A 24,804-nucleotide genomic window follows, 5' to 3' on the forward strand; every position below is an offset into this window, starting at 1 on the left:
ATCGTGGGGAGAACGATGCTGGGGCGTGCTGACGGGTCCCCGAAGTTCGGCCAGGACGCGCAATTCTGGCGCGAGCGCTTCGCGGACCAGCCGGATGTCGTGTCGCTGACCGGCAGTTCGCGCGGCACCGCGCACACCTTCCGCGCCGTTGACGCGCTGGCCGCTGCCGCTCAGCAGAGCCGCACGATCTGGCCGGACACGCTCATCGCTGCCTTCGGCGCCTACCTGCACCGGATGACCCGGGCGACGGAGGTCGTGCTCGGGTCGGCTTCGCCGCGGGTGCCCGGCATGGTCGCCGACGTGCTGCCGCTGCGGTTGACGGTCACTGCCGCGACCACGCGGGCGGAGCTGATTTCGCAGGTGGCAAAGGCTGTGCGGCACCAGCGCTACCGGAGCGAGGACCTGTGCCGGGAGCTCAAGCTGGGCTCGGACCCGCGGTTCGGGTCAGTGATCAACATCACGTCCTTCGGCGAAGCCCCGGCGAGCGTGCACAGCCTCGCCGCCGGACCGGTGGCGGACCTGGCCATCGCGGTGTACGCCAGCGGCGGCGAGCTGCGGTTCGAGTTCGACGCCAACCCCGAGCGCTACGGCGAATCGGAGCTGGCCGGGCACCGCGAACGGTTCCTGCGGTTCCTCGCGGCGTTCGCCAACTGCTCCGGGGACACCCCGGTGGGCCGGATCGAGCTGCTGTCGCCGGAGGAGCGCGATCGGATCCTGCACGAGTGGAACGCGCCGATCGACGACGTCCAGGAGCCGTCGGCGGCGACGTTGCCGCAGCTGTTCGAAGAGCAGGTCGCTCGAACACCGGATGCCGTCGCGGTCACTTTCGGCACGCGGAATCTGACCTACGGCGAGCTCAACGCGCGGGCGAACCAGCTCGCGCACGAGCTGATCGACTACGGTGTCGGGCCCGAGCAACTGGTCGCGCTGGCGCTGCCGCGCTCGCTGGAGCTGGTCGTGGCGCTGCTGGCGGTGCTGAAGGCCGGTGCTGCTTACCTGCCGCTGGATCCGGCACGGCGGATCGACTACGTGCTCGGGGACGCGCAGCCGACCGTGCTGATCAGCGACAGCCAGCACGCAGCCCGGCTGCCGGACGGGATCATCCGGATCCTGCTGGACGATCCGACCGCGATCGGGGAGATCTCCCGGCATTCGCAGCAGGACCCGAAGCCCGGTGAACGCGGCCCGCTGAACCCGGAGCACACCGCGTACGTGATCTACACCTCCGGCCCGACTGGGCGGCCCAGGGGAGTGTCGATTCCGCACCACAACGTGGTCCGGCTGTTCAGCGCCACCGACCAGTGGTTCGGTTTCGACGGCGACGACGTGTGGACGCTGTTCCACTCCTGCGCGTTCGACTTCTCGGTGTGGGAGTTGTGGGGCGCGCTGCTGCACGGCGGCCGGTTGGTGGTGGTCTCGCACGAGATCAGCCGGTCGCCGAAGCGGTTCCGGCGGTTGCTCGCCAGCGAGCGGGTGACCGTGCTCAACCAGACGCCCTCGGCGTTTTACGAGCTCAGCCAAGTAGATCGGGAGGAGTCCGGCACGGAGCTGGCGCTGCGCTACGTGATCTTCGGCGGTGCGGCGCTGGAGCTGTCCAGGTTGGCCGACTGGTACGCCCGGCATCCCCAGGCGCCGAAGCTGATCAACATGTACGGGATCACCGAGACCACCGTGCACGTGTCCTATGTGGAGCTCGACCGGGAGATGGTCGCTCGCCGCGACGGCAGCGTGATCGGCCGGGGCCTTCCCGACCTGCGGGTTTACCTGCTCGACGAGCTGTTGCAGCCGGTGCCGCCGGGGGTGCTGGGGGAGCTGTACGTGGCCGGGGAGGGCCTTGCGCGCGGCTACCTCGGGCAGCGCGGGCTGACCGCGCAGTGGTTCGTGGCCGATCCGCACGGCGTGCCGGGAACCCGGATGTACCGCTCAGGCGACCTGGGCCGGTGGCAGGCGGACGGCACCATCGAATTCATCGGGCGTGCCGACCAGCAAGTCGGCAACCCCACCGAGGAGATCCTTTGTGGACTGTTCGCCGACGTCGCACTGCCCAGGGGTGGTGTGGACGACGGTTTCTTCGACCGGGGCGTAAATTCGCCGCTGGCCGCCAAGCTGATCGGCCGCGTTCGGGACGCGTGGAGTAGGGGCATGATGAATCCGTTCGAGGATCCGGACGCGGCGTACTACGCGTTGATCAACGAGCAGGACCAGTACTCGCTGTGGCCAGCCGCGATCGACGTGCCCGCCGGGTGGACCATCGCGCACGGCCCGGCCGACCGGGAGTCCTGCGTGGATCACATCGAGGTGAACTGGACCGACATGCGGCCCGCGCGCTGACAGTGTCGTTGTCGCCTGCGGCTGACCCACGCGGCTAGGGCAGACTGGGCGAGGAGTGCAGCCGAGCGTGGTGGGGGCAGCGTGACTTTGGATCAGGATCCGATCAAGGGCGTGACGCGCGGCGATTCTCCGGTGCCGTTGTCGGTGCTCGACCTGTCGACCGTCGGCGTCGAGCAAGCCCCGTCGGATGCGCTGAACACCACCACCGAGCTCGCGCGCTGCGCCGAGCGGTGGGGGTTCCACCGGTTTTGGGTCGCTGAGCACCACGGGATGCCCGGCATCGCCAGCTCCGCACCGGCCGTGGTGATCGCCCATCTCGCCGCGCACACCAAATCGCTGCGTCTGGGCTCCGGTGGCGTGATGCTGCCGAACCACGCGCCGCTGGTCGTCGCCGAGCAGTTCGGCACCCTGCAGGCGCTGCACCCCGGACGCATCGACCTCGGCATCGGCCGCGCGCCGGGCACCGACCAGGCCACCGCCCGTGCCCTGCGGCGCACCACCGGCCCGCTGTCCGCCGACGACTTCCCGCAGCAGCTCGGCGAACTGATCGCCTTCCTCGGCGACGACTTCCCGATCGACCACCCGTACGCGGCGATCCAGTCCGTGCCGCAGGGCCCGACACCGCCGATCTGGCTGCTCGGCTCCAGCGGGTTCAGCGCGCAGCTCGCTGGTGCGCTCGGCCTGCCGTTCGCCTTCGCGCACCACTTCAGCGCGCAGCACACGGTGCCCGCGCTGGAGCTCTACCGGCAGTCGTTCGAGCCCTCGGCGGTGCTGGACGAGCCGTACGCGCTGATCGGCGTGCAGGCGTTGGCGGCGGACACCGATGCGGAAGCCCTCGACATCATCCGGCCGGTCGCGCTGAGCATGCTGCGGCTGCGGCGGGGCATGCCCGGCAAGCAGCCGACCCGCCAGGAAGCCCGCGACCACCCCTACACCGAGTTGGAGCAGAGCTTCGTCGACAGCTGGCTGGCCGACGCGGTCCACGGTTCGCCGGAGACGGTTCGGGCCGGACTGGACGAACTGCGCGAACGCACGGGAGCCGACGAGCTGATGCTCACCGCGAACGTGCCCGACCGGGACACCAAGCTGCACTCCTTCGAACTGATCGCCAAGGCGTACCGGATGATCTAGACACCGGCGCGACGCTTGCCGAACAGGCCCCGGTTGTCCGGATCGAACCTGGGCGGGTGGGCGGCGCCACTCTTGCCCGAGGTCCGGCGCGGGCTCGCGTGGCGTGTGGCGTACGGTCTATTGACACCGGTATTTCTAGGCGCGAGGCGGGGATTGAGGGATTGGCGTGAAGCCTGGTGTGCTGACCTTCTACCGGATCATGGCGTACGTCACCGCGGTGCTGTTGATCCTGCTGTGCGCCGCGGTGGTGCTCAAGTACGGCCACTACGCCGGGTTGTGGCCGGAGGGCTCCGCGACCCAGCAGTTCGGCCAGAGCTGGACGTTCCGGATCGGTGTGGCGCACGGCTGGCTGTACATGGTCTACCTGCTCGTCGCCGTGGTCGCCACGACCCAGCTGCGCGCGCCGATCGGTCGCATGTTGTTGGTGCTGCTGGCTGGCACCGTCCCGTTCGGCGCGTTCGTCGCCGAGCGCAAGGTGACGCACTGGCACCAGTTGCGACTGGCGGGCAAGCCGATCGTCGCGCCCAGCAGCGCCGCGAAATCGGAGGAATCGCGGGCCTGATGACAGCAACTCCCGAGTCCATGACCCCCGAGTCCACGCCGAGCCCCGGCCGCCGACGCGGCGTGCTGGCCGCCTACGTGGCGTTGACCAAACCGCGCGTCATCGAGCTGCTGCTGGTCACCACGATCCCCGCGATGTTCCTCGCGCAGCGCGGCATCCCGTCGCCGTGGCTGGTGATCGTGACGCTGGTCGGCGGTGCCATGTCGGCCGGTAGCGCCAACGCGCTCAACTGCGTGGCGGACTCGGACATCGACGCGGTGATGGACCGGACCAAGAAGCGCCCGCTGGTCCGCTACGAGGTGCCGCGGCGCAACGCCTTGATCTTCGGCATCGTGCTCGGCGTGGTGTCCTTCGGCGTGCTGTGGGCGGGGGCGAACCTGCTGGCCGCCGTGCTCGCGACGGCCGCGATCCTGTTCTACGTCTTCGTCTACACGCTGGTGCTCAAGCGCCGGACCTCGCAGAACATCGTGTGGGGTGGCGCGGCTGGCTGCATGCCCGTGGTGGTCGGGTGGGCCGCGGTGACCGGCACGGTGGAGTGGCCCGCGCTGGTGATGTTCGGCGTGGTGTTCCTGTGGACGCCGCCGCACTTCTGGTCGCTGGCCATGAAGTACAAGGACGATTACGCGCGCGCCGGGGTGCCGATGCTGCCGGTGGTCGCCACCACGCGGCAGGTTTCGGCGCGGATCTTGGCCTACAGCTGGGCCACCGTGGGCTGCACGCTGCTGCTGGTGCCGGTGACCAGCTGGGTGTACGTGGCGTTCGCGGTGCTGGGCGGGGCGGCGTTCCTGATCGTCGCGCAGCGCCTGCACGCGTCGGTGCGCGACGGCCGGGCCTACAACCCGATGCAGCTGTTCCACCTGTCGAACTCGTACCTGGCACTGCTGTTCGTGGCTATCGCCATCGACGCAGCCACCGGCCTGCCACCGCTGGGCTGACCACTTTTCCCGCGGCGCGTGGTGGAGTTGCCGATTTCGCGCGAAATCGCCCGCGGCGCTACAGGCGCAGGTGCAGGCGCAGCGCGTTGTCCAGCTTCTCCAGGACAGCGGGCGGCAGGGCTCCGATGCGGTTGCCGAAGCGGTTGAACGCGACCGCGCGAACCTGTTCGGCTTGGGCCTTGGAGTCGTTGGGCAGCCCGCACTCGTCGGCTCGCAGGAGCACCTGGAACGGGAAGACGCGGTCGATGCTGGAGGTCACCGGAACCACCGTGATCACCCCGCGCCCGGCACGCTGAGCGCTGCGGTTCGCGGCGTCGTTGCTGATCACCACCGCTGGCCGGGTCTTGTTCGCTTCCGCGCCGCGGATCGGCTCGAAGTTGACCCAGTAGATGTCACCTCGGCGCATCGGCGATTCCGTCGGCGGCCGTCGCGTCCCACAGGTGCGCGTCGGCACTGCTGTCCCACTCGTCCCATGCGCTGGCATAGGCGTCTTCCAGACCGGCGGTCCGCAGCAGGTTGATCGCTTCGTGGATCACTGCCGACCGGGACGGGGCGCCGATCTGCTGGGCGTACTCGTCGACGAAGGTGACGTCTTCGTCGGTCAGGCTCACACTCACCTTCATACCGCCATGCTACCCATGTTGCTACCCGCTGTCCCACCTCTCAGCGCATGATCGGGAAGACCTGCGGCGAGCTGCGTCCGGTGGCCGCGTCGATGAACGCGATCGGATCGGCGGTGTCGGCCAGCAGCCGCACCGTCTCGCGCAGCGGGGCACCCGCCATCGGCCCGGGTACCGGTCGGTCCAGCGCAGTGGCCATGTCGAAGTAGTGCACCACCGCCTCCAGCGTGAAGATCCGCAGTGCCTCAGCTGCCGACACCACGGCCACGCCGCCGTAGTCCACGCGACGATGCAGGTCAGCGGTCCGCAAAGTCGCTACGACCTGCGGTGCGACCTCGGTGAACTGCTCGACCAGTTGGCTGGTCGGGACTGCCGCGGCCTGTTCGATCGCCTGGTCGCGGAGGTGGTCGGCCACCTCGTCGGCGACCCCGCCCGGTCGCTGCATGAACGCGAGCAGTTCGGCGGCGTCGGTGTGGGTCACCGGCCGCGGCGGTTCCGGCACCTCGATACCTGCGGCGGTAGCGGCCGGGAATCCACTGTAGTGCGCGTAGACGTCCTTGACGGTCCAGCTGGTCAGGCGGGTCGACCGTTGCCACTGCGCAGGGCCGAGCTCGCTGCCCAGCTCGCCCCAGGCTCGCCATGCTTGGTCCAGAGCGTCGATGATCACGTTTCTCCGATCAGTTCGAAGGTGGTGCAGGGGCGGCCTCCGAAGCGGTCGGCGTGCTCGCGCGCGACAGCCTCCACGGCCTTGCGGGCGTGTTGCTCAGCGGGTTCGTCGCTCAGCGCCTCCAGGTACGTTCGGTGCTCCGCGAGCGCCGCCACCGCCCGGTCCAGGGTGTTGGTGATGTCCACGGCGTGCGTGGGGTGCGGCGATGCGGCCAGGGCGATCCACCGCACGCCTTGCCAGGGTTCGTAGCCCTGTTCGCGCAGTTCCGGGAAGATCCAGCGGTTTCCGGCGTCGGCGACCGCGTCCAGCACCGCCCGTCCGACCGCGCGGTGGTCGGCGCTGTTCCAACTGCCCGGTCCCCAGCTGTCCCGGTGGTTGAGCGTGATCACCAGGCCCGGCCGGTGTTCCCGGATGGCGCGGGCGAGGTCCCGGCGCAGCGGCAGGCCGTATTCGATGACCCCGTCGCGGTGGTCGAGGAAATCCACCGAATGCACGCCGACCTTAGCGGCACTGGCGTGCTGCTCGACTTCGCGCAGCGGCCCGGCCTCCTCCGGAGCGAGGCTGTCGATGCCCGCCTCACCACGCGTCACCAGCAGGTAGGAGACTTCCCGGCCGCTCGCGGTCCAGGCGGCCACCGCGCCGGAACAGCCGTACTCCAGGTCGTCGGGGTGGGCGACGATCGCCAGCGCTTGGCGCCAGTCCTGCGGCATCGGCTTGAGCTCGTCGACCATCGGGGCCTCCAGACCTCGTGAGTGCGTAACCGGGCTCCAACCCGGTTATGCACTCACGACTGTTTGTATTCCGCGAAATTCGCATGGCTGGCACTTCTTCGCCAGGTCGCTTTGAGCGGCAGTAGGCGGCAATACGTTCGAGGGCGCTGTGATCCGGTCCGCTAGGGAGGTTTGGTGCAGATGATCCTGTCCCGGACGATACGACCAGTCGTCGGTTTGTTCATCGCATTTCTCGTCGCGCTCGGTGTTCCGGTGGCCGCCGCCGCGGCCCCGGAGAACGTCCGGGTCGTCACCTACGACGCCAGCCAGGCCGCCGAATTCCGCGATGCCGTGGATGCCGGTGCGCAGGTCTGGAACGACAACGTGCAGAACGTCCGGCTGGAACCGGCCACCGGTGGTTCCGCCGATGTCGTCGTCCTCGCCGATGACGGCTGGCCGCGCGCCGAGGTGATCGGCCTCGGCCAGGGCCGGATCTGGATGGGCCGCCAAGCGGTGGACGAGGGCCACGACACCATCCGCATCGCGGCGCACGAATTCGGCCACATCCTCGGCCTGCCGGACAACCGGACCGGGGTGTGCGCGGACCTGATGTCGGGCGCCAGCGCCGGGCCGGACTGCGACAACGCGACGCCGAACCCCGACGAGATCGCCGAGGTGGAGCGCAACTTCGCCGAAGGCGTGCGGATCGCGCCGCAGGTGTTCCGCGAAGACGTGCTCGCTCGGCGGTGAGCACGCGGGCTGCGGCCGTCTTCGCCCCGACCGCCGCAGCCCACCTCCGGCCGTCCCCGCTGGTCGAGATCTGCCATCACCGGTTCGGCCCAATGCGACAGCGGAACCGTTTTTGCTGCTCTGCCGTCCAAAGTCGGTGAATCCCGGTTGACCGGGATGCGGCGGTACTAGGCTTGGTGATCAACACCGATCACTCCGCGACAGCGGTGGGCAGCGAGGTGGGCGAGAGCATGCGCGACGAGCCAGGGCACGACGACCGGCCAGCGGAGCTGGGGGAACCGGTCGATTCGGCCGTTGCCGCGCCAGACGCAGTCGAACCGGGAGAACCGCCGGAACCGGTTGAGGTGTCAGCGGAAACCGCGCCGCCCGACGAACCGGCAGCCGCGCCGGACCCGGTCGCGGAGCTGGCCGAGGCGGTTTCCGCCCTCACCGTGCAGGTTCGCGAACACCACGACCGGGCCGCCGCGCGGGAGCGGGTGATCGACAAGCTGCACGCCGAGTTGGAGCGGCTGCGCACCGGGGAGCAGAACCTCGTGCTGCGCCCGATCACCACCGACCTGCAGAACCTCCGCAAGGACCTGCTGCACCAGGCCCGCACGCTGCCCGCCGAACTCGACCGCGACCAGGTCGTGGACCTGCTCGAATCCTTCGCGCTGAGCGCGGAACAGGCGTTGGAGCGCTGCGGCAGCGTGCCGATCCGCCCGGCGGTCGGCGCGGAGTTCTCCGCGCGCGAACACCGCGCCATCCGGGTCCTCCCAGCCGACGACCCCGACCAGCACGAGCGGATCGCGGTCGTCGTCTCCGATGGATACCTGGACACCACGACGGACCGGGTGACCGTCCCCGCGCGGGTGCACGTCTACCGCTGGAGCGCCGAAACCGCACCGACCACCGACCAGAACCCGCGAACAGAGGGGATTAGCGCAGATGTCTGACAGCGAGCTGAAGGTGTTCGGCATCGACCTGGGCACCACTTACTCGGCCATCTCTTACGTGGACGAAACCGGCCGCCCGACGGTGTGCCGCAACACCGACAGCAGCGAGACCACGCCTTCGGTGGTGTTCTTCGAGAACGAGTCCAATGTGGTCGTCGGCTCGGTGGCCAAGAACTCCGCGATCATCGACCCGGACCGGGTGGTGTCGCTGATCAAGCGGCAGATGGGCAGCGAGGCGGCGTTCGAGTTCCACGGCACCACCTACACCCCGGAGTCGATCTCGGCGCTGATCCTCAAGCAGCTCGCCCAGGACGCCGCCGCGCACACCGGTGGCGAAGTGAGCCGAGCGGTGATCACGGTGCCCGCCTACTTCGGCATGCTGGAGCGCAGCGCGACCAAGAACGCGGGCAAGATCGCCGGGCTGGACGTCATCGGGATCGTGCCCGAGCCGGTTGCCGCGGCACTGCACTACGAGGCGACCACCGAGGCCGACGACAAGACGATCCTGGTCTACGACCTCGGCGGTGGCACCTTCGACACCACGGTGATCCGGGTGTCCAAGGACGAGATCGTGGTGCTGTGCACCGACGGCGACGACCACCTCGGCGGCGCGGACTGGGACCTGCGGCTGCGCAACCACCTGCTGGCGAAGTTCCAGGAGCAGGCGCCGGAGGGCACCGAGGTCGAGGACGACGAGGAGTTCCTGCAGTCGCTGGCCACCACCGCCGAGGACACCAAGAAGCAGCTGTCCAAAGCGGAATCCCGCGCGGTGGCGCTGCGCGGGGCCGGGGTCAGCGCCCGCGTCGAGTTGACCCGCGCCCAGTTCGAGGCCGAAACCCAGGACCTGCTGGACAAGACCATCGACATCGTCAAGCGCACGCTGAGCACCCTGGAGACCAAGCAGCCGGGCACGAAGATCGACGACGTGCTGCTGGTCGGCGGCTCGACGAAGATGCCCGCGGTCGCCGAGCGGCTGCGCACCGACTTCGGCTGGGACCCCAAGCTGCACGACCCGGACCTGGCGGTGGCCAAGGGCGCCGCGCTGTACGCGATCGGCCGCGTGGTGCACCGCGAAATGGCGGAAGCCGAGCAGCGCGGCGAGTCGGGTGTCACCGAGGCGGTCCAGAACGTGGCCCAGCAGACCGGGATCTCGGTCAAGGCGCTGGAGGACCTGGCGACCAAGCAGACCCGCAACGTGCTGCCGAAGGCGTTCGGCGTGAAACTCGTCGACACCAGTGATCCGGACTGGCAGAGCAAACCCGAGCGGCACTTCGTCAAGCACCTGGTGCACGCGAACGACTCGCTGCCCACCGATGAGCGGGTGCTGGAGGCGGCCACCGTCGAAGAGGGCCAGACCGGGGTGATGATCGAGCTGTTCGAGCAGTCCGGGGTGGTCGCCGGGCCCGAACTGGCCGAGAACAAGCCGATCAACGAGGGCAAGGGCCGCATCGACGGGCTGCCGTCGCTGCCCGCCGGTTCGCCGGTGAACATCCGGATGACCGTCGATGACGAGGGCCTGCTGGAACTGACCGCCACCGAACCGTCCACCGGCAAGTCGCTGGACATCAAGGTGCGGGTCAGCGTGCGCAGCGACGAGGAGGTCGCGGCAGCCACCGAGGTGGTCGCCGGGATCACGGTCTCGGGCTGAAATGCCTGTTTCCAGACTCGTTTTGCGTGGCGGTGCGGGTAGCGGAACCTCAGAAGCCTTCTCGACTCCGGGATCCCCGACTTATGTGTCCAATACGCGGCGCTGGGGCTGTCCTCGCGAGATAGCTCGGGGTGCGGGGTGTCCCCGCAAGGCACTTCTGAGAACCCGCGGCGGTGCAAGTTGCGTAGGTGGCTAAGCGGCTGCGCCGCTTCAAAGACAAAGATCGAGCCGAGGGCAGAGACAGGTTTTGATGAAACCCTTCGACCCTAGGGCCTACGAACGCGATGTGGTTCGGCCGCTGCGGGGGCGCAGCGGCCGATTACCCGACGACCTGCTCACCAGGTACGCGGTCGAGCTGGGCTGCTCCGATGCCGAGCTGGCCCAGCGGCTGACCCAGATCCGTTCGCACTGGAACAAAAGCGCCCAGTCCACCGCGAAGTCCAGCTTCACCACCAGCGTCTACCAGGCATTCCTGCGCGAGGACGAGGAACTGCGCCGCGTGCACGGCGACGCGATGTCGCGCATGTCCTGGTGGCGCGACCGGCACGACGATCGGGCCGGAGCGAGCCAGCAGCAGGTCGACGAGCTGGTCAAGATGCTGACGACGAACTTCGGCGAGCTCGGCCTGATCACGCCCGGCCAGCTGGCGGCGATGCGCGAGACGTTCAGCCAACTGGCGCCAGCCGAGGTCGACCAGGCCCTGGCCAAGGCCGGGGTGCGGACCGCGTCGCCGCTGGAACTGCCGACGACCAGCGGCCTGCCCGACACCCTCTTCAACCGGTTGAAGGCGTTGCTGGGCGACGCCGAAGTCACCGGGATTCCCGAACTCCTGCACGGAAAGCTCGACAACTTCAAGCTCCTGTCGGCCTTCGACAGCACTCCGCCGTTCCCGGCCGGGCTGACCGCGGAAGCCGTGCGACAGGCGATCGACCGGGAAAACCGGCGATCCGGCAACCAGCCCGCCCGCGAGGCGCTCGGACTGCTCAACACCGCGGTCAGCAAGGACGGCGTCGATCTCCGGCTGCTTTCGCTGTACCACCTGCTCGACGATGTGCGCCGACTCTGCGAGAACGGAGCACCGGCCAGCGCGCTGCTGCGGGTGCTCGGTAGATCCGGGCTGGATGCGGCTGAGGCCCGGCAAGCGGTGTTGAGCGTGCTCGGCGAAGCCCGTGCCGCACCAGCGGTCACCGGCCTGCCGAAGGTCGCGGAACTGCTTGCCGCAGGCAAGCTGATCGCCGCCCAACAAGCCCTCGCCGCCATCACCGATGCCGAGCAGGCGGCAGCCGCGAAAGCGGCCGTCGACCGGCACGCGGAGCAAGTGCGCGAGCTGCGCGAGGCCGCGCACCGCGCGGCGCGCAGTGGAGCCGAAGGCGAAGCCCGGCGGCAGCTGGGCGAAGCCGCGCGGCTAGCCGTTGACGACGACGCGATAGCGGCGGAGTTGCGGCGGATTCCGCTGAGCCCGGTCGACGCCGTGACGGCGCAGCCGGACGGCGTCGGGGTGCGGGTGTCGTGGCGGGCGCAGCCCGACCACGACGACGGCACCCGGTACCGGGTGGTGCGGCGAGCCGGGCGGACGCCCGGCGACGCCGACGACGGTGACGTAGTCGCCGAGGGCGGGGAGACGGCGGTGGTGGACAGCGGCGTAGCCGCGGGGATCGTCGCCGGGTACGCGGTTTTCGCCGCCGAGCCGGGTGGTGTCTGGTCACGGCCGGTTGGTGCGACGATCGAGGTGTTGCCGCCGGTGCACGGCGTGCGGCTGGTCGTTCGCGCTGGTGCGGTCGAGGGGAGTTGGCAGATCCACCGGGACGCCGTCGGGGTGGCCGTCGTGCGGCGTCGGGATGGGGAATCCAGCGATGTTCCCGTGCCGACCAACGGTGACACGTCGTTTCGGGACTCCACAGTGGACCTCGACGGGGATTGCACCTATCTGCTGACCGCTCGTTACCGCCGCCCGGACGGCACCGAGGTTGCCGCTGACGCCGTGCCGGTGCGGCACACCTCGCGGGTCGCGGCCACGCTGCCGCCAGTCACCGCGCTCGACGCTCGGCGCTTCGGCGGCGAGTTGATGCTGTCCTGGGTGTGGCCGGACGACGTCCGGATGGCCGAAGTGTCCTGGACGCACACCGCGGCAGGCGTGGAAACCGGGCGGCTGCGGCTCACCCGGCAGCAGTACCAGGCCGATGGCGGCTGCCGGATCGACGCCGGGCCGGGCACCGTGCGCGTCCAGGTGTCCGCGATCGCCACCGCCGACAACGGCGAAAGCCGATCCGCGCCCAGCGCGTTGCACCTGGCCGGGACGCCGCCGCAGGTCAGCTACCAGGTCGAACGGCAGAACCGGCTGTTCGGCACGAGCACCGCGCGCATCGTGCTGACCGCCGACCAGCCGGTGTCGGAGTGCACCGTGCTGGTGGTCGTCGCGCCCGGCCGGGTCATGCCGCTCAAACCCGACGACGGCCGAGTCGTGCACCGCGACGTCCACGAGCTGGGCGAACCACTGGAGCTCAATGTCGAGTTGCCGCGCCGCAAACCGTTCTGGCTGCGCTGTTTCGTGGAAGCCGCCGGTGTCCAGTTGATCGACCCACCGATCTCGCAGCTGAAGGTGTCCTGATGGCCAAGGTCGCTTGCCCGTACTGCTACCACCGGTTCCCCACCAGCAATCTGCGCTTCCAGTGCACCGGTCGGCCCGCGCCGGGCCGGGACAAGTGCCGCAAGGTCGTCGATCCGGAGCGGCAGCGGCTCACCGGCTACGCCACCGCGTCTTGGCCGACCTTCGCCGCGCCGTCCGCCCGGTTCGGCCGCACCCCGCGCAAGGCGCCCTGCCCGGACTGCGGCACGGTCAGCGGCATTCGCGCCTGCCCGGTCTGCCACACCCCGCTACCAGCCAACTTCGCGGCGGGCCGCAGCCCGCTGATCGGCATGGTGGGCGGCAAGAACGCCGGGAAGACCGTCTACACCACGGTGCTGGTGCACGAGCTGCGGCACAACATCCGACGCCGCTTCGACGCCGACATCTCCTTCGCCGGGGAACAGGCCGGGGTCGGCACCGCGCAGTGGCTGGAGCGCTACGAGCAGGCGTTGTTCGGCGACCGCGCGTTGTTCGAGTCCACCGCGAGTTCCGCCGACGGCATCCGGATTCCGCTGGTCATGCAGTGGCGGCAGCCGCGCGTCCAGCTGGGCCGGGAGGTGCACAACACCACCACCCTGTCGTTCTACGACGCCGCCGGTGAGGACATGACGACCCAGGAGTTCGTCAACAGCCAGGCGTACCTCACCGCGGCGGACGGGTTGATCGTGCTGCTCGACCCGTTCCAGCTGCCGGGCGCGCCGGACCGGATCGCGGTACCGGACGCCAGCCGCCGCGACACCGAACCGCCGATCAACGTGCTCACCCGCGTCACCGAACTGCTGCGCTCCAGCGGCGGGCTCAGCGACCGCAAGAAGGTCGGCACCCCGATCGCCGTGGTGTTCTCGAAGATCGACGCGTTCTTCGCGATGCTCGGCGACAACCACCCGCTGCTGCGCCCGCCGCCGACCGGTTCGCAGTACGACGAGGCGAGCGGGCAGGACACCGACGAACACCTGCGAGCGCTGCTGGCCGAGCTCGGCGCCGACGACATCGACGTGCACCTGCGGGCGCACTACGAGACGTTCCGCTATTTCGCGGTGTCCTCGCTCGGCGCGGAACCCGACTACGACCGCAAGCAGATCGATGCCGCTGGAGTGCGGCCGTTCCGCGTTGACGAACCACTGCTGTGGCTGCTCAGCCACTTCAGGATCATCGAACGGAGCCGGGTATGAGCGCGCGGGAGTTCCAGTCCCTGTACTACACCGATTGCCGTCCGGGCCAGGGGTTGCGCGGTGGCGCGGGTTTCCAGTTCCAGGCGGTCTCGCCGGGCACCACGGACGAGATGATGACCGCGGTGCAGCGCTCGGCGCTCTACGAGGCCCCGGTCGGTTGGATGCGCGAGAAGCGACCGGTTTCGCAGTACCCGCCATCGCTGGTCCACGTGCACGACGAGATCTACGCGACGGCGCGCGGGATCTACCTCGGGGCGGAGGCCGGTGGGGTTCGGGAGGGCAACCAGTTCACCCACGCCCTGGCCACCACCGATCCGCAGCTGTACGGCCCGATCCGGCCCGCGCAGCTGTGGGATGCGCCGTGGTGGGGGGAGCAGCCCGCGGACAGCACCGAGTGCGAGGCGGTATCGGCCGAACCGGAAGCGGGCCCGCTCGGCGTCGAGGCGCTGCGGGATTGGGTGCTCGGCCAGCAGGATGGCGAATCTTGGCTGCTCGCAGTGCATTCCGCGTTGGATCGGGTGCACGAGGAGGGCGCACCGCGCGTGGTGTTCGTCAGCGAGGACGCGGAGACCGCGGTGCGCTGGATCGCGGTCGGGACGCTGTTGCTGCCGCAGGAACGTGCGCTTCGGGTGGGTTTCCGGGTGTTCGCCACCAATCCGCAGTACGCCCGCCACGAGGTGCTGGCGGTGCATCCGGACTGGGCCGGATCGCTGGCCGACCCGGACCGCAACACCGACTCCGTGGTGTTCAACCTGGTCAGCGGCAAGCACCGGGAGGTCGAACCGACCGACGCCGCGCAGCACTGGGTGCCGCGCTTCCTCAGCGCCGACCCCTACGACGTGGTCGACGCCATCGAGCTGGCGCACCAGTTCGCCCGCAACGCGCAGCGGCCGGCGCTGGCGGACCGGCTGGCGGCCGGGGTGTTGATGCTCGACGAGGCCGTGACCGGGCAGGATTCCGCGATGGCACTGGCCGAATGGCTGGCCGCCCCGCCACCGGTGTCCACAACGGACGTCGTCGAACCGGTGCTGGCGGCAGTGCTGGCGGCCTCTCCTGGTCTGCCGGTGCTGGCGAAGCTGGCCGAGGCCAACACGGAGCAGGCCGGTCGGATCCGGATCACGTTGCTGCGCGCGGAGGTCGACGAGATCGTGCGCGGAACCCCGGCCGATGCCCGCGCCCCGCTCCCGCCGAGGCAGTGGAGTCCGGACGAAGCCGAGGAAGCCTGCATCGTGGTCGAGGTGGCGGCCGGAGCCGTCGCCCCGGAGCGGATGGACCTGCTGCTGCGGACCGCGACCAGGTTCGCCGTGCAGCCGCGGCTGGGCCGATTCGCCGAGGCGGCCGGGCGGTTCGTCGACTGGTGGGCGGAACACCCGCACGCCGGGGTCGATCCGGCGCGCTGGACGTGTGGTCCGGAGATGATCGACCTGCTGCGCGACGTGCTGGCCCGCCGGTTGGCCGGGCCGCACGCGGCCGAGGTCACCGAGGCGATCAACGCCCGCTGGTGGCGGCTGCTCGCCCCGACGATCAGCGATCCCTTCATGCCGTTGGACGCGGCGGTCGCCGCGGCCGCGGTGGCAGCCGGTGAACCGGTCCGGCAGGAGACCATCGCACGCTTCCGCGACCACCTGCGCGCACCGGACCAGCCCGGCACCGGCGAAGCGGTGTGGGAGGCGCTGTTCCGGACATCCGCGCCCACCATGGCCGAGCTGAAGGACTTCTGCACCACTCTGCCGTCCACCGCAGTGTCGGAATCGTTGGCGCAGCGCGCCTTCGCGGTGCTGGAGAAGTCCAAAGTGTCCGGACGGTACCTGGACGTGCTACGGCTGTTGGGGCACCACATCGGGGACCGGGAGAACCTGCACAAGCTGTGGGAGGACGACAGCCGACTGCGGTCCTGGCTGAGCGGATTCACCCGCAAGGGCGCCGAAACCACTGCTGCGACGCTGAAGGACGTCTCCGAAGCGGTGTTCACCGCACGCGCCGACGAGATCATCGAGGTACTGCTCAGCACCACCCCGCAAGCCGCGTTGGAAGCGACCGTGCAGGGCGGGAACCAGCTGCAGCAGATGCTCGTGCACGAGCTGCCCGCGGTGTGGAACGACGAGCAGGCCCTGGCCGCGCGCCGAGATCAGGCGGTCGTGCTGGCGTTCCTGACCGGTTGGCAGGACAGCGCTTCGGAGCAGGTTCGGGCGGCGTTCGACAAGGCGCTGGAGCGCTGGGCGGGCAAGCACACCCAGTCCGACTACCGGCGGATCAGCAAGTTGCTGCGCGGTGTCGACGCCGAATACGCCGCTGCCTGGCACGAGTGGCTGAAGGCGTACTCCCAGCAGCAGCCGAAACCGACCCGCGCCCGAGAAGTCGCGCGACGGCTGTTCGGCAGACGGGAAAAGTGATGCCGTACCTCATCGCGGGCGTTGTGCTGCTGTGCGTCGGGATCTGGGTGGCCACCGTGGTGATCACCATCGCCGCCTGGTTGTTCCCGTTCTTCGTGCTGTTCGGCAGCAGTTGGGCGTTCGTCGCGGCGTGCCTGGTGCTGGCCGGGCGCGGGTCGCCGCCAGCGCTGCTGGTGACGCCGAACGATGTGGTCAACGGCACGGCGGGCCTGCGCAAGCAGAACGGCCCGTTCCCGCGCGACTGGGCGTGGCCGAGCTACCTCGCCGCCCAGTGGCGTCGCGACCTGACCGGGGCCTGGCACACCGGCCGCGGTTTCATCGCGCGCGGCTGGCAGTGGGGCTTCAACTACGGCTACGGGAGCAAACTCCGCTGGGTGAGCATCGGCCTGACCATCCTGGTTTGGTCCGGCGTCACGCTGGGCGCGATGTTGGGCGCCGTGCAGGCGGTGGTCCTCGGCGCGATCGCGCTGGGCCTCGGCTGGCTCGGCTGGGGTGCGCTGGTCGGGTTCCTGCGCGGTTACGACCACGTGGTGCGGCGGCTGCGGAAAGCCAGTGGTAGCTGCCCGGTCTGCTACCACGTGATGGTCGTCCCCGCCTACCGGTGCAGCGGATGCCAGGTGGTGCACCACGACATCCGGCCCGGTGCGCTGGGTGCCATGTCGCGCGTCTGCGGGTGCGGTGCGAAGTTGCCGACGACCGTGCTGCGGGCGTCGCGGCGGCTGGAGGCGCTGTGCCAGCGGTGCGACCGGCCGCTGCGGGGTGGCTCGGGCGCGGTGACCGACGTCCGGGTGCCGGTCTTCGGCCCGGTGTCGGCGGGCAAGACCCGGCTCGTGCACGCGGGTCTGGTCGCGTTGCGGGATCGGGCCGCCGCCGAGGGCGCCGCGCTGGACTTCGTCGACGACGCGAGCAGGCAGACCTTCCAGCACGGCGAGCAGCTGATCACCAGTGGCGGCGACACCGCGAAGACCCCGGCCGGGCAACTGCCCCCGGCGATCACGGTCCAGTTCACCCGCGGTGGCTCGGCGAAGGAGCGCGACCAGGCGCTGCTGCACCTCTTCGACGCGGCTGGTGAGTTCTACCTCGACCGGGACGACAACAGCGAGCTGGAATTCCTGGACCACGCCGGGGGACTGGTGTTCGTGGTCGACCCGTTCGCCATCAGCTGGGTGCGCGACCAGCTCGGCGGTGCGCTGGAATCCCGCCTCGCCGCAGCACACCCGGCCAGCGGCGACCCCGAGCAGGTCTACCACGTGACGGCCCGACGGCTGCGCGACTACGGCGTCGAGACGCAGCGCCGGGCCCTGGCGATCACCGTGGTCAAGGCGGACCTGCTGATCGACCTGCCGTGGGCCGCCGAGCTGTGCGCCGGGGCGGTGCGCGAGTGGTTGAACACCGCGGGCCTGGACAACCTCGTGCTGGCCGCGGAGCGGGACTTCGCCGAGGTGCGCTACTTCGTGGTCTCCTCGGTCACCGGAGTCCAGCCCGGCCACCAGCTCACCCCGGCCGCCCCGTTCCGGTGGCTGCTGGGACGTGGCGGGTTCGCACTGGGCCGCGACGAGAAGCCGAGCAGGGAGCGGGTATGAGCATTCGTCCCCCGACGAACTACCGGGTGTCCCGCTGGCTGCTGCTGGTGGTCTTCGCACTCGCCGCGCTGGCCACCATCGTGGGTACGGTGACCGGCTTCGCGGACGTCCTGACCGCGGTGTTCAACGATGGCTGACGAACTGGTGCTCGGCATCGACCTGGGCACGACCTACTCCGCGGTGGCAATATCCACTGTGGATGGTGTGGAGGTGGTCCGCAACCGGCTCGGCGAGCTGACCACGCCGTCGGTGGTGCACTTCGCGTCCGCGGACACGGCTGTGGTCGGGGCAGCGGCGCAGGACAGCCTGGATCCCGACAACACCGTTGCGCTGATCAAACGCCGGATGGGCACCGAGTTCGAGCTGCTGTTCCACGGTGTTCGGCACACCCCGGAGTCGGTGTCGGCGCTGATCCTGCGCAGCCTCGTCGATGACGCCATCGCCCGGTGCGGACCACATCGGAGGGTTCGCGCGGTGATCACGGTCCCGGCCTACTTCGGGATCCGGGAACGCGAAGCGACGCTGCAAGCGGCGCGGCTGGCCGGGATCGACGTGCTGGAAGTGCTGAGTGAACCGGCTGCGGCTGCCCTGCACTACGCCACCCAGGCCGAGTCCGGTGCAGCGCTCGTCTACGACCTCGGTGGCGGTACCTTCGACACGACAGTGCTGCGGGTGGCCGCCGACGAAGTGCACGTGGTGGCCACCGACGGCGACAGCCGACTGGGCGGAGCCGACTGGAACGAGCGCATCGCCGAGCACCTGGCGGCCGCCTTCGCCCGCGAGTTCCCGGCGGCGGACCCGGATGACGAGGTGTTCCGGCAGCAGCTCCAGGACGTCACCGAGCAGGTCAAACGCCAGCTGAGCGCGGTCACCAGTCGAAAGGTGGCGCTGCGCTGCGGCGACGACGTGGCGAGCTTCGACATCGACCGGGCGACGCTGGACAGCCTCGGCGCGGACCTGGTGGACCGGACCCTGCGGATCGTCGACCGGGTGCTCGCCGCCGCCGCGCAGAAGGGCGTAGCTCGCATCGACGAGGTGCTGCTGGTCGGCGGCACCACCAAAGTCCCGGCGATTCGCGCTGCTCTGCAAGCACATCTCGACCTCGTCCCGAAGATCGTCGACCCGGACCTGGCGGTTGTCTCCGGCGCTGCCTTGCGCGCGCACCGGCTCGCGTCGTCGACCGGTCCCGCCCGGACGGCGGCCGCAGTGGTGCCGCGCAGCTTCGGCGTGCTCGTCGAGGACAGCCATGACGAAAGCCTGCGGAGTTTCGTCGAGCACCTCGTGCACCGAAACGATCCGCTGCCCGCCACTGCGACGGCCCGGTTCGCCACCATCTTGGACCGGCAGCGATCGGTGCGGATACAGGTGTTGGAGCAGTCCGGGGAGGTGCCATCGGCCGAAGTGGAGCACAACCGGCGGGTGCTGGACGGCGAGTTCGCCGGACTGCCGCCGCTGCCCGCGGGCGCAGTGATCGAAGTGACGTTGCGGGTCAGCGCGGACGGACTGCTCGCGGTGACCGCGCGGGAACCGCTCAGCGGAGCGGCGCTGGACCTGGAGGCATATGTGGACGGTGTGGTGGACGGCCCGGCGACTGAACAACTCGCCGAGACCATCGCGGGACTCACCGTGCGTTGCTGAGTGGGGGATGAATGAGTTCGTGGATTCGGCGGAACTTCGGCGGGATCGGGCTGACGCAGTCCCCACCGGGCGCGTACCTGCCCCGGTTGCAGGAGAGGCACAGCGGGCACGTCCTGCTGTGCATCGATGTGAGCTCTTCGATGGCGGTGGCGCCGTTGCTGTCGCAGGCCATCGCCGGTGGCGAGCAATTCCTCGCCGAAGCCGCAGCTGCGCACTACGCGAGCGGACTGGTCCTCTGGTCCGGCTCCGTGCAGCGGTACGTGCCGCCGGGAGCGCCGCTCGACGAGGTGGTTTCCGCGCTGCGAGCGGCAACCCCGTACGGCGGCACCGCGCTGTCGCCTGCTCTGCAACTGTGCATCGACGTGTTCGCGGCCTATCCGGGCGACCGGGTGGTGTGCATCTTCAGCGACGGGCTGTTGGCCGACCACGAGCGAGCTCGTGAGCTGGCGCGGCAGGCATGCGCGCTGGGAATCCGCATCGTCGTGCGCGGCCTCGGGGCCGCGGCTGCGGGGCTCGCCGACCTGGCCTGCCCTGGCATGCCGGACGACAACCAGCGGATCGACGACGCGGCCCAGCTCGCGTCCGGCATCGCCTCGATGGCCACCGGACTGTCGATCCGCCGCAACTGACCGGCCCGTCGCGCATTGCCGGGCAACGACCGGAGTCCATTGAGGACGGACCAACTGATCGATCCTGGTTGCGGAAGCGTTGTTGCGCAGGGGTGGCATGCGATGTTCGAAATGTCTGGGTTTCACGTGGTGCAGCAGGGGTCGTGAGTGCCCAATCGGGCTCCAACCCGGTTGGGCACTCACGGCATGGCGACTGGGCTTAGCTGTCCCGACCTGCGGAAATGCCGAGTGTGAATAACGGTAAACGACTACACCGATGGTGTATGTCTGGTCACGTTGTGATAACGATCAAGCTGGTGCGGGGGATACTCGTGTCAGAGGTTGCCGCGCGCAACCGTCGGGGCGCAACGGTACGGCGGTCGCACGCGGACAGGAGTTGATCTCGGAAAAATTCCGTGTCCGGCAGTCGGGAGGTTGGCATGGTGGCGGCGCTGAAGGCGCACGCAGCATGGTTGGTGAACGCACTGGCTGTGAACCGCAACCCGTTGCGCAGGCCGATAGATCGGCTGGCGGCGGGCATCACGCTGCTGCTGTTGATGGTGGCGCTGATCGCGGTCCCCGCGTCCGGACTGTTCGGCGCGGCGCTGCACACCGACCTGACGCAGCGAGCACAGGTGTCGGCGACGACCACCCACCCGGTGACCGCGGTGGTGACCACCACCCCCGCGACGTCCACACCGATCTCCGAGGCATACGGCCAGGACACCATCAGCTCGACCGCGGTCGTGGAGTGGCGAACCGGGCTGGACCAGCAGCCGCACACCGCGACGATCCAGGTCCCGGCGAACAGCGCGGCGGGCGACAACCTGACGGTGTGGGTCGACCAAGCGGGCAACCGCGTCCCGCCACCACCCAGCGCGAGTTCGGTGACGGCATCGGCGATCTTCGGCGCGGTGCTCGTGCTGCTGGTGGCCGAACTGGCCTGCTTCGCCCTGATCGCCGGAACCCAACACCTCGCCCGCTTCGTGTCCATGCGAGCCTGGGAACGCGAATGGGCCTTCCTACAACACGGCGGCACCTGGTCCCAGCGATAGGACTGTTCTTGAACTCGGTTTGCGTGGCGGTGCGGGTAGCGGAACCTCAGACGCCTTCTCGACTCCGGGATCCCCGACTTATGTATGTCCAATACGCGGCGTCGGGGCTGTCCTCGCGAGAAGACGTCTGAGAACCCGCGGCGGTGCGAGTGTCGTAGGTGGGCTAAGCGGCTGCGCCGCTTCAAAGACAAAACAAAGACGTCCCTCTGAGTCCGGTGCATTTTGCCGGAACCGGCCTGCCCGATTTCCGGGTGAACTCGTCGCATGTTCAACCTGGACCGCTCGGAGATACCCGCGTCAGCGTTTCGGGCTGGGGGCGACCACTGCTCGGTAGGGCTTGAGCATCCGGTTCAGCCAGGCTTCGCCGATTTCGGTGTCCAGGTCGATCTGCACTTCTGGTTCGTCGCCGTCCAACGCCTCCTCGCCGCAGCGGTCGCCGAAGAGCACTAACGCCAACTTCCCGGTGTCCCGCTTCGACGGCCAGATCAACCCGGCCGCCCAGTCCGCCTGCGATCGGATCCAGGCGGCCCACTTCTGGGTCTTCGGGTAGGCGTCCTTGCCTTCGGAGTCGATCAACCAGGAATCCTGTCCGACGGCGGCGAGGTCCGGGGCCGTCCGCAGGCTGACCAGGTTCAATTCCCGGGTGGTGCGCACCGTGCTGAGCCGCCGCCCGGCGATCTGCGCCCGGCGGATCAGCCGTTGCCCGTCAACGCCGAACCCGAGGTTGCGCAGCAGCGTTTCCGCCAATGCCGTGGTCGACTCCAGTCCGGCGTAATAGCTGGCGAACGGGTCCGCCTCGGTCCCGTCGAACCGGCTGCCCGGCGAGCCGGTGTTCAACTGGGCGGGTTTGAACTCGGCTGCGCGCCGCTTGCGGTCGTGCACCCGGTGCAGCTTGGTGTCCGCGGGCAGCACGTACCGGTTCGGGGTGGCGTCGAACCGCGGCGGCGTGGTGGCCTCCGGCATGCTCACACCTCCGCCGCGTCGTCGCGGGCGGCTTCGATCAGCACCGCGTCCTCGACGCGGCCGATCAGTTCGGCTGGCACGCCGCCGAGCCACTCGTTCGGCCCGAGCCACCAGTCCGCCGCCCCCCACGGGTCGGCATCGGCATGCAGCTGCCGGTTCACGGTGCGCACCAGCTCGCGCGGCGCCCCGGCGGCGTCGAACTGGAACGCTGGCCAGCGGTCGGGCCCGGTGTCCGAGGGAAGCCGGATCAGGTCCGGATCGGCCGGGTCGCCGCCAGCCGCCTCGACTTGGTGCGCGTCCAACGAGTCCACCGCGCGCAGCCGGTCCAGGTTGGCGCGAGGTGCGGAACTGGTGAGCCGGTCGCGCAGCCCGGTGCTCACCTGCTGCCAGTCCACCATCGGCCGCTGGAACCGCGACTCGGGTTCGGCGAGCGCGCGGCGGACCGGGTGCGTCACCGGGAGCACGTCGCCGAGCAGCGACGCGATGTCCTCGGCGATCAGCGCCGAGGTTTCCGAATCCGAGGTGTCCTGCAGTTCGGCGACCAACACGACCAACCTGGTGAACGACTCGGGATCCAGTTGGTCGGCCACGTCGTCCCATTCGGCCGTGAGCACGTCCAGCATCCGCTGCTGACCCACCGCAACCTCCTCGTCGTACTAGGCTCTGTTCTTATAAGCGGCGCAGCCGCTTGCGGTGTGGGACTCAGCTTGCACCGCCGCGGGTTCTAAGACTGTGCCCACTGGCGTTCTCAGCGAGGACTGCCCCGACAGCGCAGTGAAACTGCGAATTGGAAGTACATGATGTCGGGGATCCCACAGCGAGACGGCGTCTGAGGTTCCGCTACCCGTACCGCCACGCAAACCTCTTCTGAAACAGTCTCTAGCCGCTGACCTGGTGTCCGGCGATGTCGGTGCGGGCCTTGGCGACCGCCTTGTGGTCCATCCCGCCGATGGCGAGGTCGAAGCGCACGTCGTTGCCGCCTTCCAACTCCTTGGCGTGCACGGTCAGCGCGCCTGTTTCGGACATGTAGAAGGTGATTTCGATCCGGCAACCGGCCGGTCGCGCCGGGATGCCGGTGAGCATGCCGTGCCCGACCTTGGTGTTGTCGGCCAGCTCTTCGGACGCGGTCGGCCCGGCCTGCTCCCACACCTCGATCTCGGCCATCCGCTGGTTGTCGATGGCCGTCTGGAACGGGTACGGGCCGGTGTCGGCCGGTAGCTCGGTGTTGGCCTGCAACAGGTGCGCGACCATCTGCCGTGCCCGCAACGGATCCGTGAGCGCCAACGGATCCCTGGGATCCAACGCTTTGACCCCGAACGCCCGCGGCACCACCGTGGCGACGCGCTTCTTGGCCATCGCATCCACCGCGGTGATGCCCAACTGCCGCGCATCTCCGCGAACGTTCTTGGCCTGGCGGATCAGCGCGAACAGCGCCGCGCCCTTGGCGACCGCGAGGTCCGGTTCGGACAGCCGGGCGTCGAGCCCGAACCGCTGCTTGAGCCGGGCTGCCACTGCGGGCATCCGGGTCATCCCGCCCGCCAACAGCACCTCGTCGAAGTGCTCTACGCCCTTGCGTCGGGCGGTTTCGATGGCGCGCCCGGTGATCGCCAGGGTGCGATCCAGCAGGTCAGCGGTCAGGTCCTCGAACTGCTGCCGGGTAAAGGGCACCGTGACCGCAGCGCCGCCGACCCGCAGCGCGACGTTGCGGGACATGGTTGCGCTCAACGCTTTCTTGACTTCCTCAGCGCGTTCGGCGAACGCCTGCATGGCCTGCTCGTCGGCGCTGGGATCGAGGTTCGGGTGCGCCTCCCGGAACGCGGCCAGCAGGTGGTCCACGATCCGCTCGTCCCAGTTCGCGCCGCCGAGTTCGCCGTCCCCGTCGGTGCACACCACCTGGATGTCGTCGCCGGACACCCGGATCACGGTGGTGTCGAAGGTGCCGCCGCCCAGGTCGTAGACCAGCACGTGCCGGGTCTGCGGCGAGCTGTCCAGCGCGTGGTGGTGCAGCGCGGCGGCCACCGGCTCGTCCAGCACGTCGAGCACGTTCAGCCCGGCGATCTCCCCGGCCTTGCGGGTGGCGTCGCGTTCGGCGATGCCGAAGTAGGCGGGCACGGTGATCACCACGTCCCGGACGGTGTGCCCGGTGTTCTCCTCGGCGGCGCGGGCGAGTTCGCGCAAGATCAGCGCGGAGATCTTCTCCGGCGTGTAGCGGCGCCCGTGGTAGGTGAACTCGGTGTTCTTACGCCCCATATCGCGTTTCACCAGCTGCGCCACCAGATGCGGCGCGAGCAGCGCGGAGTTCTTCGCCGCCGTGCCGACCAACGCGACGCCGGGCTGCTCGAAGTACACCACCGAAGGCGTGGTGTCCTCACCGACCGCGCTCTTGGCGATCACCGGGCGAGCGGCCTCGTCGACGTAGGCGATGCACGAATGCGTGGTGCCCAGGTCGATGCCGAAGGTGGCTGGCGCCATGGGTC

Annotated in this window: 22 protein-coding genes; 15 read left to right on the forward strand and 7 right to left on the reverse strand. The window is 69.5% G+C overall.

Annotated elements, in window-relative coordinates; translation table 11 throughout:
- Nucleotides 1-15: 15 nt before the first annotated feature.
- The 4 genes from MOQ72_RS01880 to MOQ72_RS01895 all read left to right on the forward strand — a co-directional run bounded on the left by MOQ72_RS01880 (nucleotide 16) and on the right by MOQ72_RS01895 (nucleotide 4,959).
- Nucleotides 16-2,331, forward strand: coding sequence for an amino acid adenylation domain-containing protein (locus MOQ72_RS01880; RefSeq protein WP_242180050.1), 2,316 nt, complete (start codon nucleotides 16-18; stop codon nucleotides 2,329-2,331).
- 81 nt (nucleotides 2,332-2,412) lie between these two features.
- Nucleotides 2,413-3,462: an LLM class flavin-dependent oxidoreductase gene (locus MOQ72_RS01885; protein ID WP_242180051.1), complete on the forward strand. Its 1,050-nt coding sequence runs from the start codon at nucleotides 2,413-2,415 to the stop codon at nucleotides 3,460-3,462.
- A 166-nt stretch (nucleotides 3,463-3,628) separates the two neighbouring features.
- Nucleotides 3,629-4,024 carry a DUF3817 domain-containing protein gene (locus MOQ72_RS01890; protein WP_242180052.1) on the forward strand — a complete coding sequence of 132 codons (396 nt, stop codon included), beginning with the start codon at nucleotides 3,629-3,631 and terminating at the stop codon, nucleotides 4,022-4,024.
- On the forward strand, nucleotides 4,024-4,959 hold the full coding sequence (locus MOQ72_RS01895) for a heme o synthase (RefSeq protein ID WP_242180053.1): 936 nt from the start codon (nucleotides 4,024-4,026) through the stop codon (nucleotides 4,957-4,959). Before MOQ72_RS01890 ends, MOQ72_RS01895 begins: the two co-directional genes overlap by 1 nt.
- Before the next feature lie 58 nt (nucleotides 4,960-5,017).
- On the opposite strand, the gene MOQ72_RS01900 is transcribed toward MOQ72_RS01895, so the two are convergent.
- The 4 genes from MOQ72_RS01900 to MOQ72_RS01915 are packed head-to-tail and all read right to left on the reverse strand — an operon-like array spanning nucleotide 5,018 to nucleotide 6,977.
- Entirely contained in the window at nucleotides 5,018-5,365 is a 348-nt protein-coding gene (locus tag MOQ72_RS01900; RefSeq protein WP_242180054.1) for a type II toxin-antitoxin system PemK/MazF family toxin, read from the reverse strand.
- Entirely contained in the window at nucleotides 5,352-5,582 is a 231-nt protein-coding gene (locus MOQ72_RS01905; RefSeq protein WP_242180056.1) for a ribbon-helix-helix domain-containing protein, read from the reverse strand. Before MOQ72_RS01905 ends, MOQ72_RS01900 begins: the two co-directional genes overlap by 14 nt.
- A 40-nt stretch (nucleotides 5,583-5,622) precedes the next feature.
- Nucleotides 5,623-6,246 carry a maleylpyruvate isomerase N-terminal domain-containing protein gene (locus MOQ72_RS01910; protein WP_242180058.1) on the reverse strand — a complete coding sequence of 208 codons (624 nt, stop codon included), beginning with the start codon at nucleotides 6,244-6,246 and terminating at the stop codon, nucleotides 5,623-5,625.
- Complete coding sequence (locus tag MOQ72_RS01915; RefSeq protein ID WP_242180060.1) at nucleotides 6,243-6,977, reverse strand: PIG-L deacetylase family protein; 735 nt, start codon at nucleotides 6,975-6,977, stop codon at nucleotides 6,243-6,245. Before MOQ72_RS01915 ends, MOQ72_RS01910 begins: the two co-directional genes overlap by 4 nt.
- Nucleotides 6,978-7,157: 180 nt before the next feature.
- Between MOQ72_RS01915 and MOQ72_RS01920 the strand changes: the two genes are divergently transcribed.
- The 11 genes from MOQ72_RS01920 to MOQ72_RS01970 all read left to right on the forward strand — a co-directional run bounded on the left by MOQ72_RS01920 (nucleotide 7,158) and on the right by MOQ72_RS01970 (nucleotide 21,364).
- Complete coding sequence (locus MOQ72_RS01920) at nucleotides 7,158-7,706, forward strand: snapalysin family zinc-dependent metalloprotease (protein WP_242180370.1); 549 nt, start codon at nucleotides 7,158-7,160, stop codon at nucleotides 7,704-7,706.
- Between the two features lie 176 nt (nucleotides 7,707-7,882).
- Nucleotides 7,883-8,641, forward strand: coding sequence for a nucleotide exchange factor GrpE (grpE, locus tag MOQ72_RS01925; RefSeq protein WP_242180062.1), 759 nt, complete (start codon nucleotides 7,883-7,885; stop codon nucleotides 8,639-8,641).
- Nucleotides 8,634-10,289: an Hsp70 family protein gene (locus MOQ72_RS01930; RefSeq protein WP_242180064.1), complete on the forward strand. Its 1,656-nt coding sequence runs from the start codon at nucleotides 8,634-8,636 to the stop codon at nucleotides 10,287-10,289. The genes grpE and MOQ72_RS01930 overlap by 8 nt, the downstream gene beginning before the upstream one ends.
- A 250-nt stretch (nucleotides 10,290-10,539) precedes the next feature.
- Nucleotides 10,540-12,897, forward strand: a complete 2,358-nt coding sequence (locus MOQ72_RS01935; protein ID WP_242180066.1) for a SaeA-related protein — start codon at nucleotides 10,540-10,542, stop codon at nucleotides 12,895-12,897.
- On the forward strand, nucleotides 12,897-14,087 hold the full coding sequence (locus tag MOQ72_RS01940; protein ID WP_242180068.1) for a TRAFAC clade GTPase domain-containing protein: 1,191 nt from the start codon (nucleotides 12,897-12,899) through the stop codon (nucleotides 14,085-14,087). Before MOQ72_RS01935 ends, MOQ72_RS01940 begins: the two co-directional genes overlap by 1 nt.
- Nucleotides 14,084-16,480: a GTPase-associated protein 1-related protein gene (locus tag MOQ72_RS01945; protein WP_242180070.1), complete on the forward strand. Its 2,397-nt coding sequence runs from the start codon at nucleotides 14,084-14,086 to the stop codon at nucleotides 16,478-16,480. Before MOQ72_RS01940 ends, MOQ72_RS01945 begins: the two co-directional genes overlap by 4 nt.
- Complete coding sequence (locus tag MOQ72_RS01950; protein WP_242180079.1) at nucleotides 16,480-18,063, forward strand: TRAFAC clade GTPase domain-containing protein; 1,584 nt, start codon at nucleotides 16,480-16,482, stop codon at nucleotides 18,061-18,063. The genes MOQ72_RS01945 and MOQ72_RS01950 overlap by 1 nt, the downstream gene beginning before the upstream one ends.
- Nucleotides 18,060-18,200, forward strand: a complete 141-nt coding sequence (locus MOQ72_RS01955) for a hypothetical protein (RefSeq protein ID WP_242180080.1) — start codon at nucleotides 18,060-18,062, stop codon at nucleotides 18,198-18,200. The genes MOQ72_RS01950 and MOQ72_RS01955 overlap by 4 nt, the downstream gene beginning before the upstream one ends.
- Nucleotides 18,193-19,701, forward strand: coding sequence for an Hsp70 family protein (locus MOQ72_RS01960; RefSeq protein ID WP_242180081.1), 1,509 nt, complete (start codon nucleotides 18,193-18,195; stop codon nucleotides 19,699-19,701). Before MOQ72_RS01955 ends, MOQ72_RS01960 begins: the two co-directional genes overlap by 8 nt.
- Nucleotides 19,702-19,712: 11 nt before the next feature.
- Complete coding sequence (locus MOQ72_RS01965) at nucleotides 19,713-20,330, forward strand: vWA domain-containing protein (protein ID WP_242180082.1); 618 nt, start codon at nucleotides 19,713-19,715, stop codon at nucleotides 20,328-20,330.
- A 419-nt stretch (nucleotides 20,331-20,749) separates the two neighbouring features.
- Nucleotides 20,750-21,364 carry an Rv1733c family protein gene (locus tag MOQ72_RS01970; RefSeq protein ID WP_242180083.1) on the forward strand — a complete coding sequence of 205 codons (615 nt, stop codon included), beginning with the start codon at nucleotides 20,750-20,752 and terminating at the stop codon, nucleotides 21,362-21,364.
- A 297-nt stretch (nucleotides 21,365-21,661) separates the two neighbouring features.
- On the opposite strand, the gene MOQ72_RS01975 is transcribed toward MOQ72_RS01970, so the two are convergent.
- The 3 genes from MOQ72_RS01975 to MOQ72_RS01985 form a co-directional block, all read right to left on the reverse strand.
- Nucleotides 21,662-22,327 carry an RES family NAD+ phosphorylase gene (locus MOQ72_RS01975; RefSeq protein WP_242180084.1) on the reverse strand — a complete coding sequence of 222 codons (666 nt, stop codon included), beginning with the start codon at nucleotides 22,325-22,327 and terminating at the stop codon, nucleotides 21,662-21,664.
- 2 nt (nucleotides 22,328-22,329) lie between these two features.
- Nucleotides 22,330-22,965 (reverse strand): hypothetical protein, encoded by a 636-nt coding sequence (locus MOQ72_RS01980; protein ID WP_242180085.1) that lies wholly within the window; start codon nucleotides 22,963-22,965, stop codon nucleotides 22,330-22,332.
- Between the two features lie 241 nt (nucleotides 22,966-23,206).
- Entirely contained in the window at nucleotides 23,207-24,799 is a 1,593-nt protein-coding gene (locus MOQ72_RS01985) for an Hsp70 family protein (RefSeq protein WP_242180087.1), read from the reverse strand.
- Between the last annotated feature and the right edge of the window lie 5 nt (nucleotides 24,800-24,804).

It is taken from the genome of Saccharopolyspora soli (genome assembly GCF_022678645.1).
Taxonomy (GTDB): domain Bacteria; phylum Actinomycetota; class Actinomycetes; order Mycobacteriales; family Pseudonocardiaceae; genus Saccharopolyspora; species Saccharopolyspora soli.

Bases quoted from the DNA above. Each gene is read 5' to 3' on its own strand.
- MOQ72_RS01880 (WP_242180050.1), top strand. From the start codon at position 16: ATGCTGGGGCGTGCTGACGGGTCCCCGAAGTTCGGCCAGGACGCGCAA.
- MOQ72_RS01960 (WP_242180081.1), top strand. From the start codon at position 18,193: ATGGCTGACGAACTGGTGCTCGGCATCGACCTGGGCACGACCTACTCC.
- MOQ72_RS01915 (WP_242180060.1), bottom strand. From the start codon at position 6,977: ATGGTCGACGAGCTCAAGCCGATGCCGCAGGACTGGCGCCAAGCGCTG.
- MOQ72_RS01975 (WP_242180084.1), bottom strand. From the start codon at position 22,327: ATGCCGGAGGCCACCACGCCGCCGCGGTTCGACGCCACCCCGAACCGG.
- MOQ72_RS01940 (WP_242180068.1), top strand. From the start codon at position 12,897: ATGGCCAAGGTCGCTTGCCCGTACTGCTACCACCGGTTCCCCACCAGC.
- MOQ72_RS01900 (WP_242180054.1), bottom strand. From the start codon at position 5,365: ATGCGCCGAGGTGACATCTACTGGGTCAACTTCGAGCCGATCCGCGGC.
- MOQ72_RS01950 (WP_242180079.1), top strand. From the start codon at position 16,480: ATGCCGTACCTCATCGCGGGCGTTGTGCTGCTGTGCGTCGGGATCTGG.
- MOQ72_RS01945 (WP_242180070.1), top strand. From the start codon at position 14,084: ATGAGCGCGCGGGAGTTCCAGTCCCTGTACTACACCGATTGCCGTCCG.
- MOQ72_RS01895 (WP_242180053.1), top strand. From the start codon at position 4,024: ATGACAGCAACTCCCGAGTCCATGACCCCCGAGTCCACGCCGAGCCCC.
- MOQ72_RS01965 (WP_242180082.1), top strand. From the start codon at position 19,713: ATGAGTTCGTGGATTCGGCGGAACTTCGGCGGGATCGGGCTGACGCAG.
- MOQ72_RS01985 (WP_242180087.1), bottom strand. From the start codon at position 24,799: ATGGCGCCAGCCACCTTCGGCATCGACCTGGGCACCACGCATTCGTGC.
- MOQ72_RS01955 (WP_242180080.1), top strand. From the start codon at position 18,060: ATGAGCATTCGTCCCCCGACGAACTACCGGGTGTCCCGCTGGCTGCTG.
- MOQ72_RS01905 (WP_242180056.1), bottom strand. From the start codon at position 5,582: ATGAAGGTGAGTGTGAGCCTGACCGACGAAGACGTCACCTTCGTCGAC.
- MOQ72_RS01930 (WP_242180064.1), top strand. From the start codon at position 8,634: ATGTCTGACAGCGAGCTGAAGGTGTTCGGCATCGACCTGGGCACCACT.
- MOQ72_RS01970 (WP_242180083.1), top strand. From the start codon at position 20,750: ATGGTGGCGGCGCTGAAGGCGCACGCAGCATGGTTGGTGAACGCACTG.
- MOQ72_RS01935 (WP_242180066.1), top strand. From the start codon at position 10,540: ATGAAACCCTTCGACCCTAGGGCCTACGAACGCGATGTGGTTCGGCCG.
- MOQ72_RS01920 (WP_242180370.1), top strand. From the start codon at position 7,158: ATGATCCTGTCCCGGACGATACGACCAGTCGTCGGTTTGTTCATCGCA.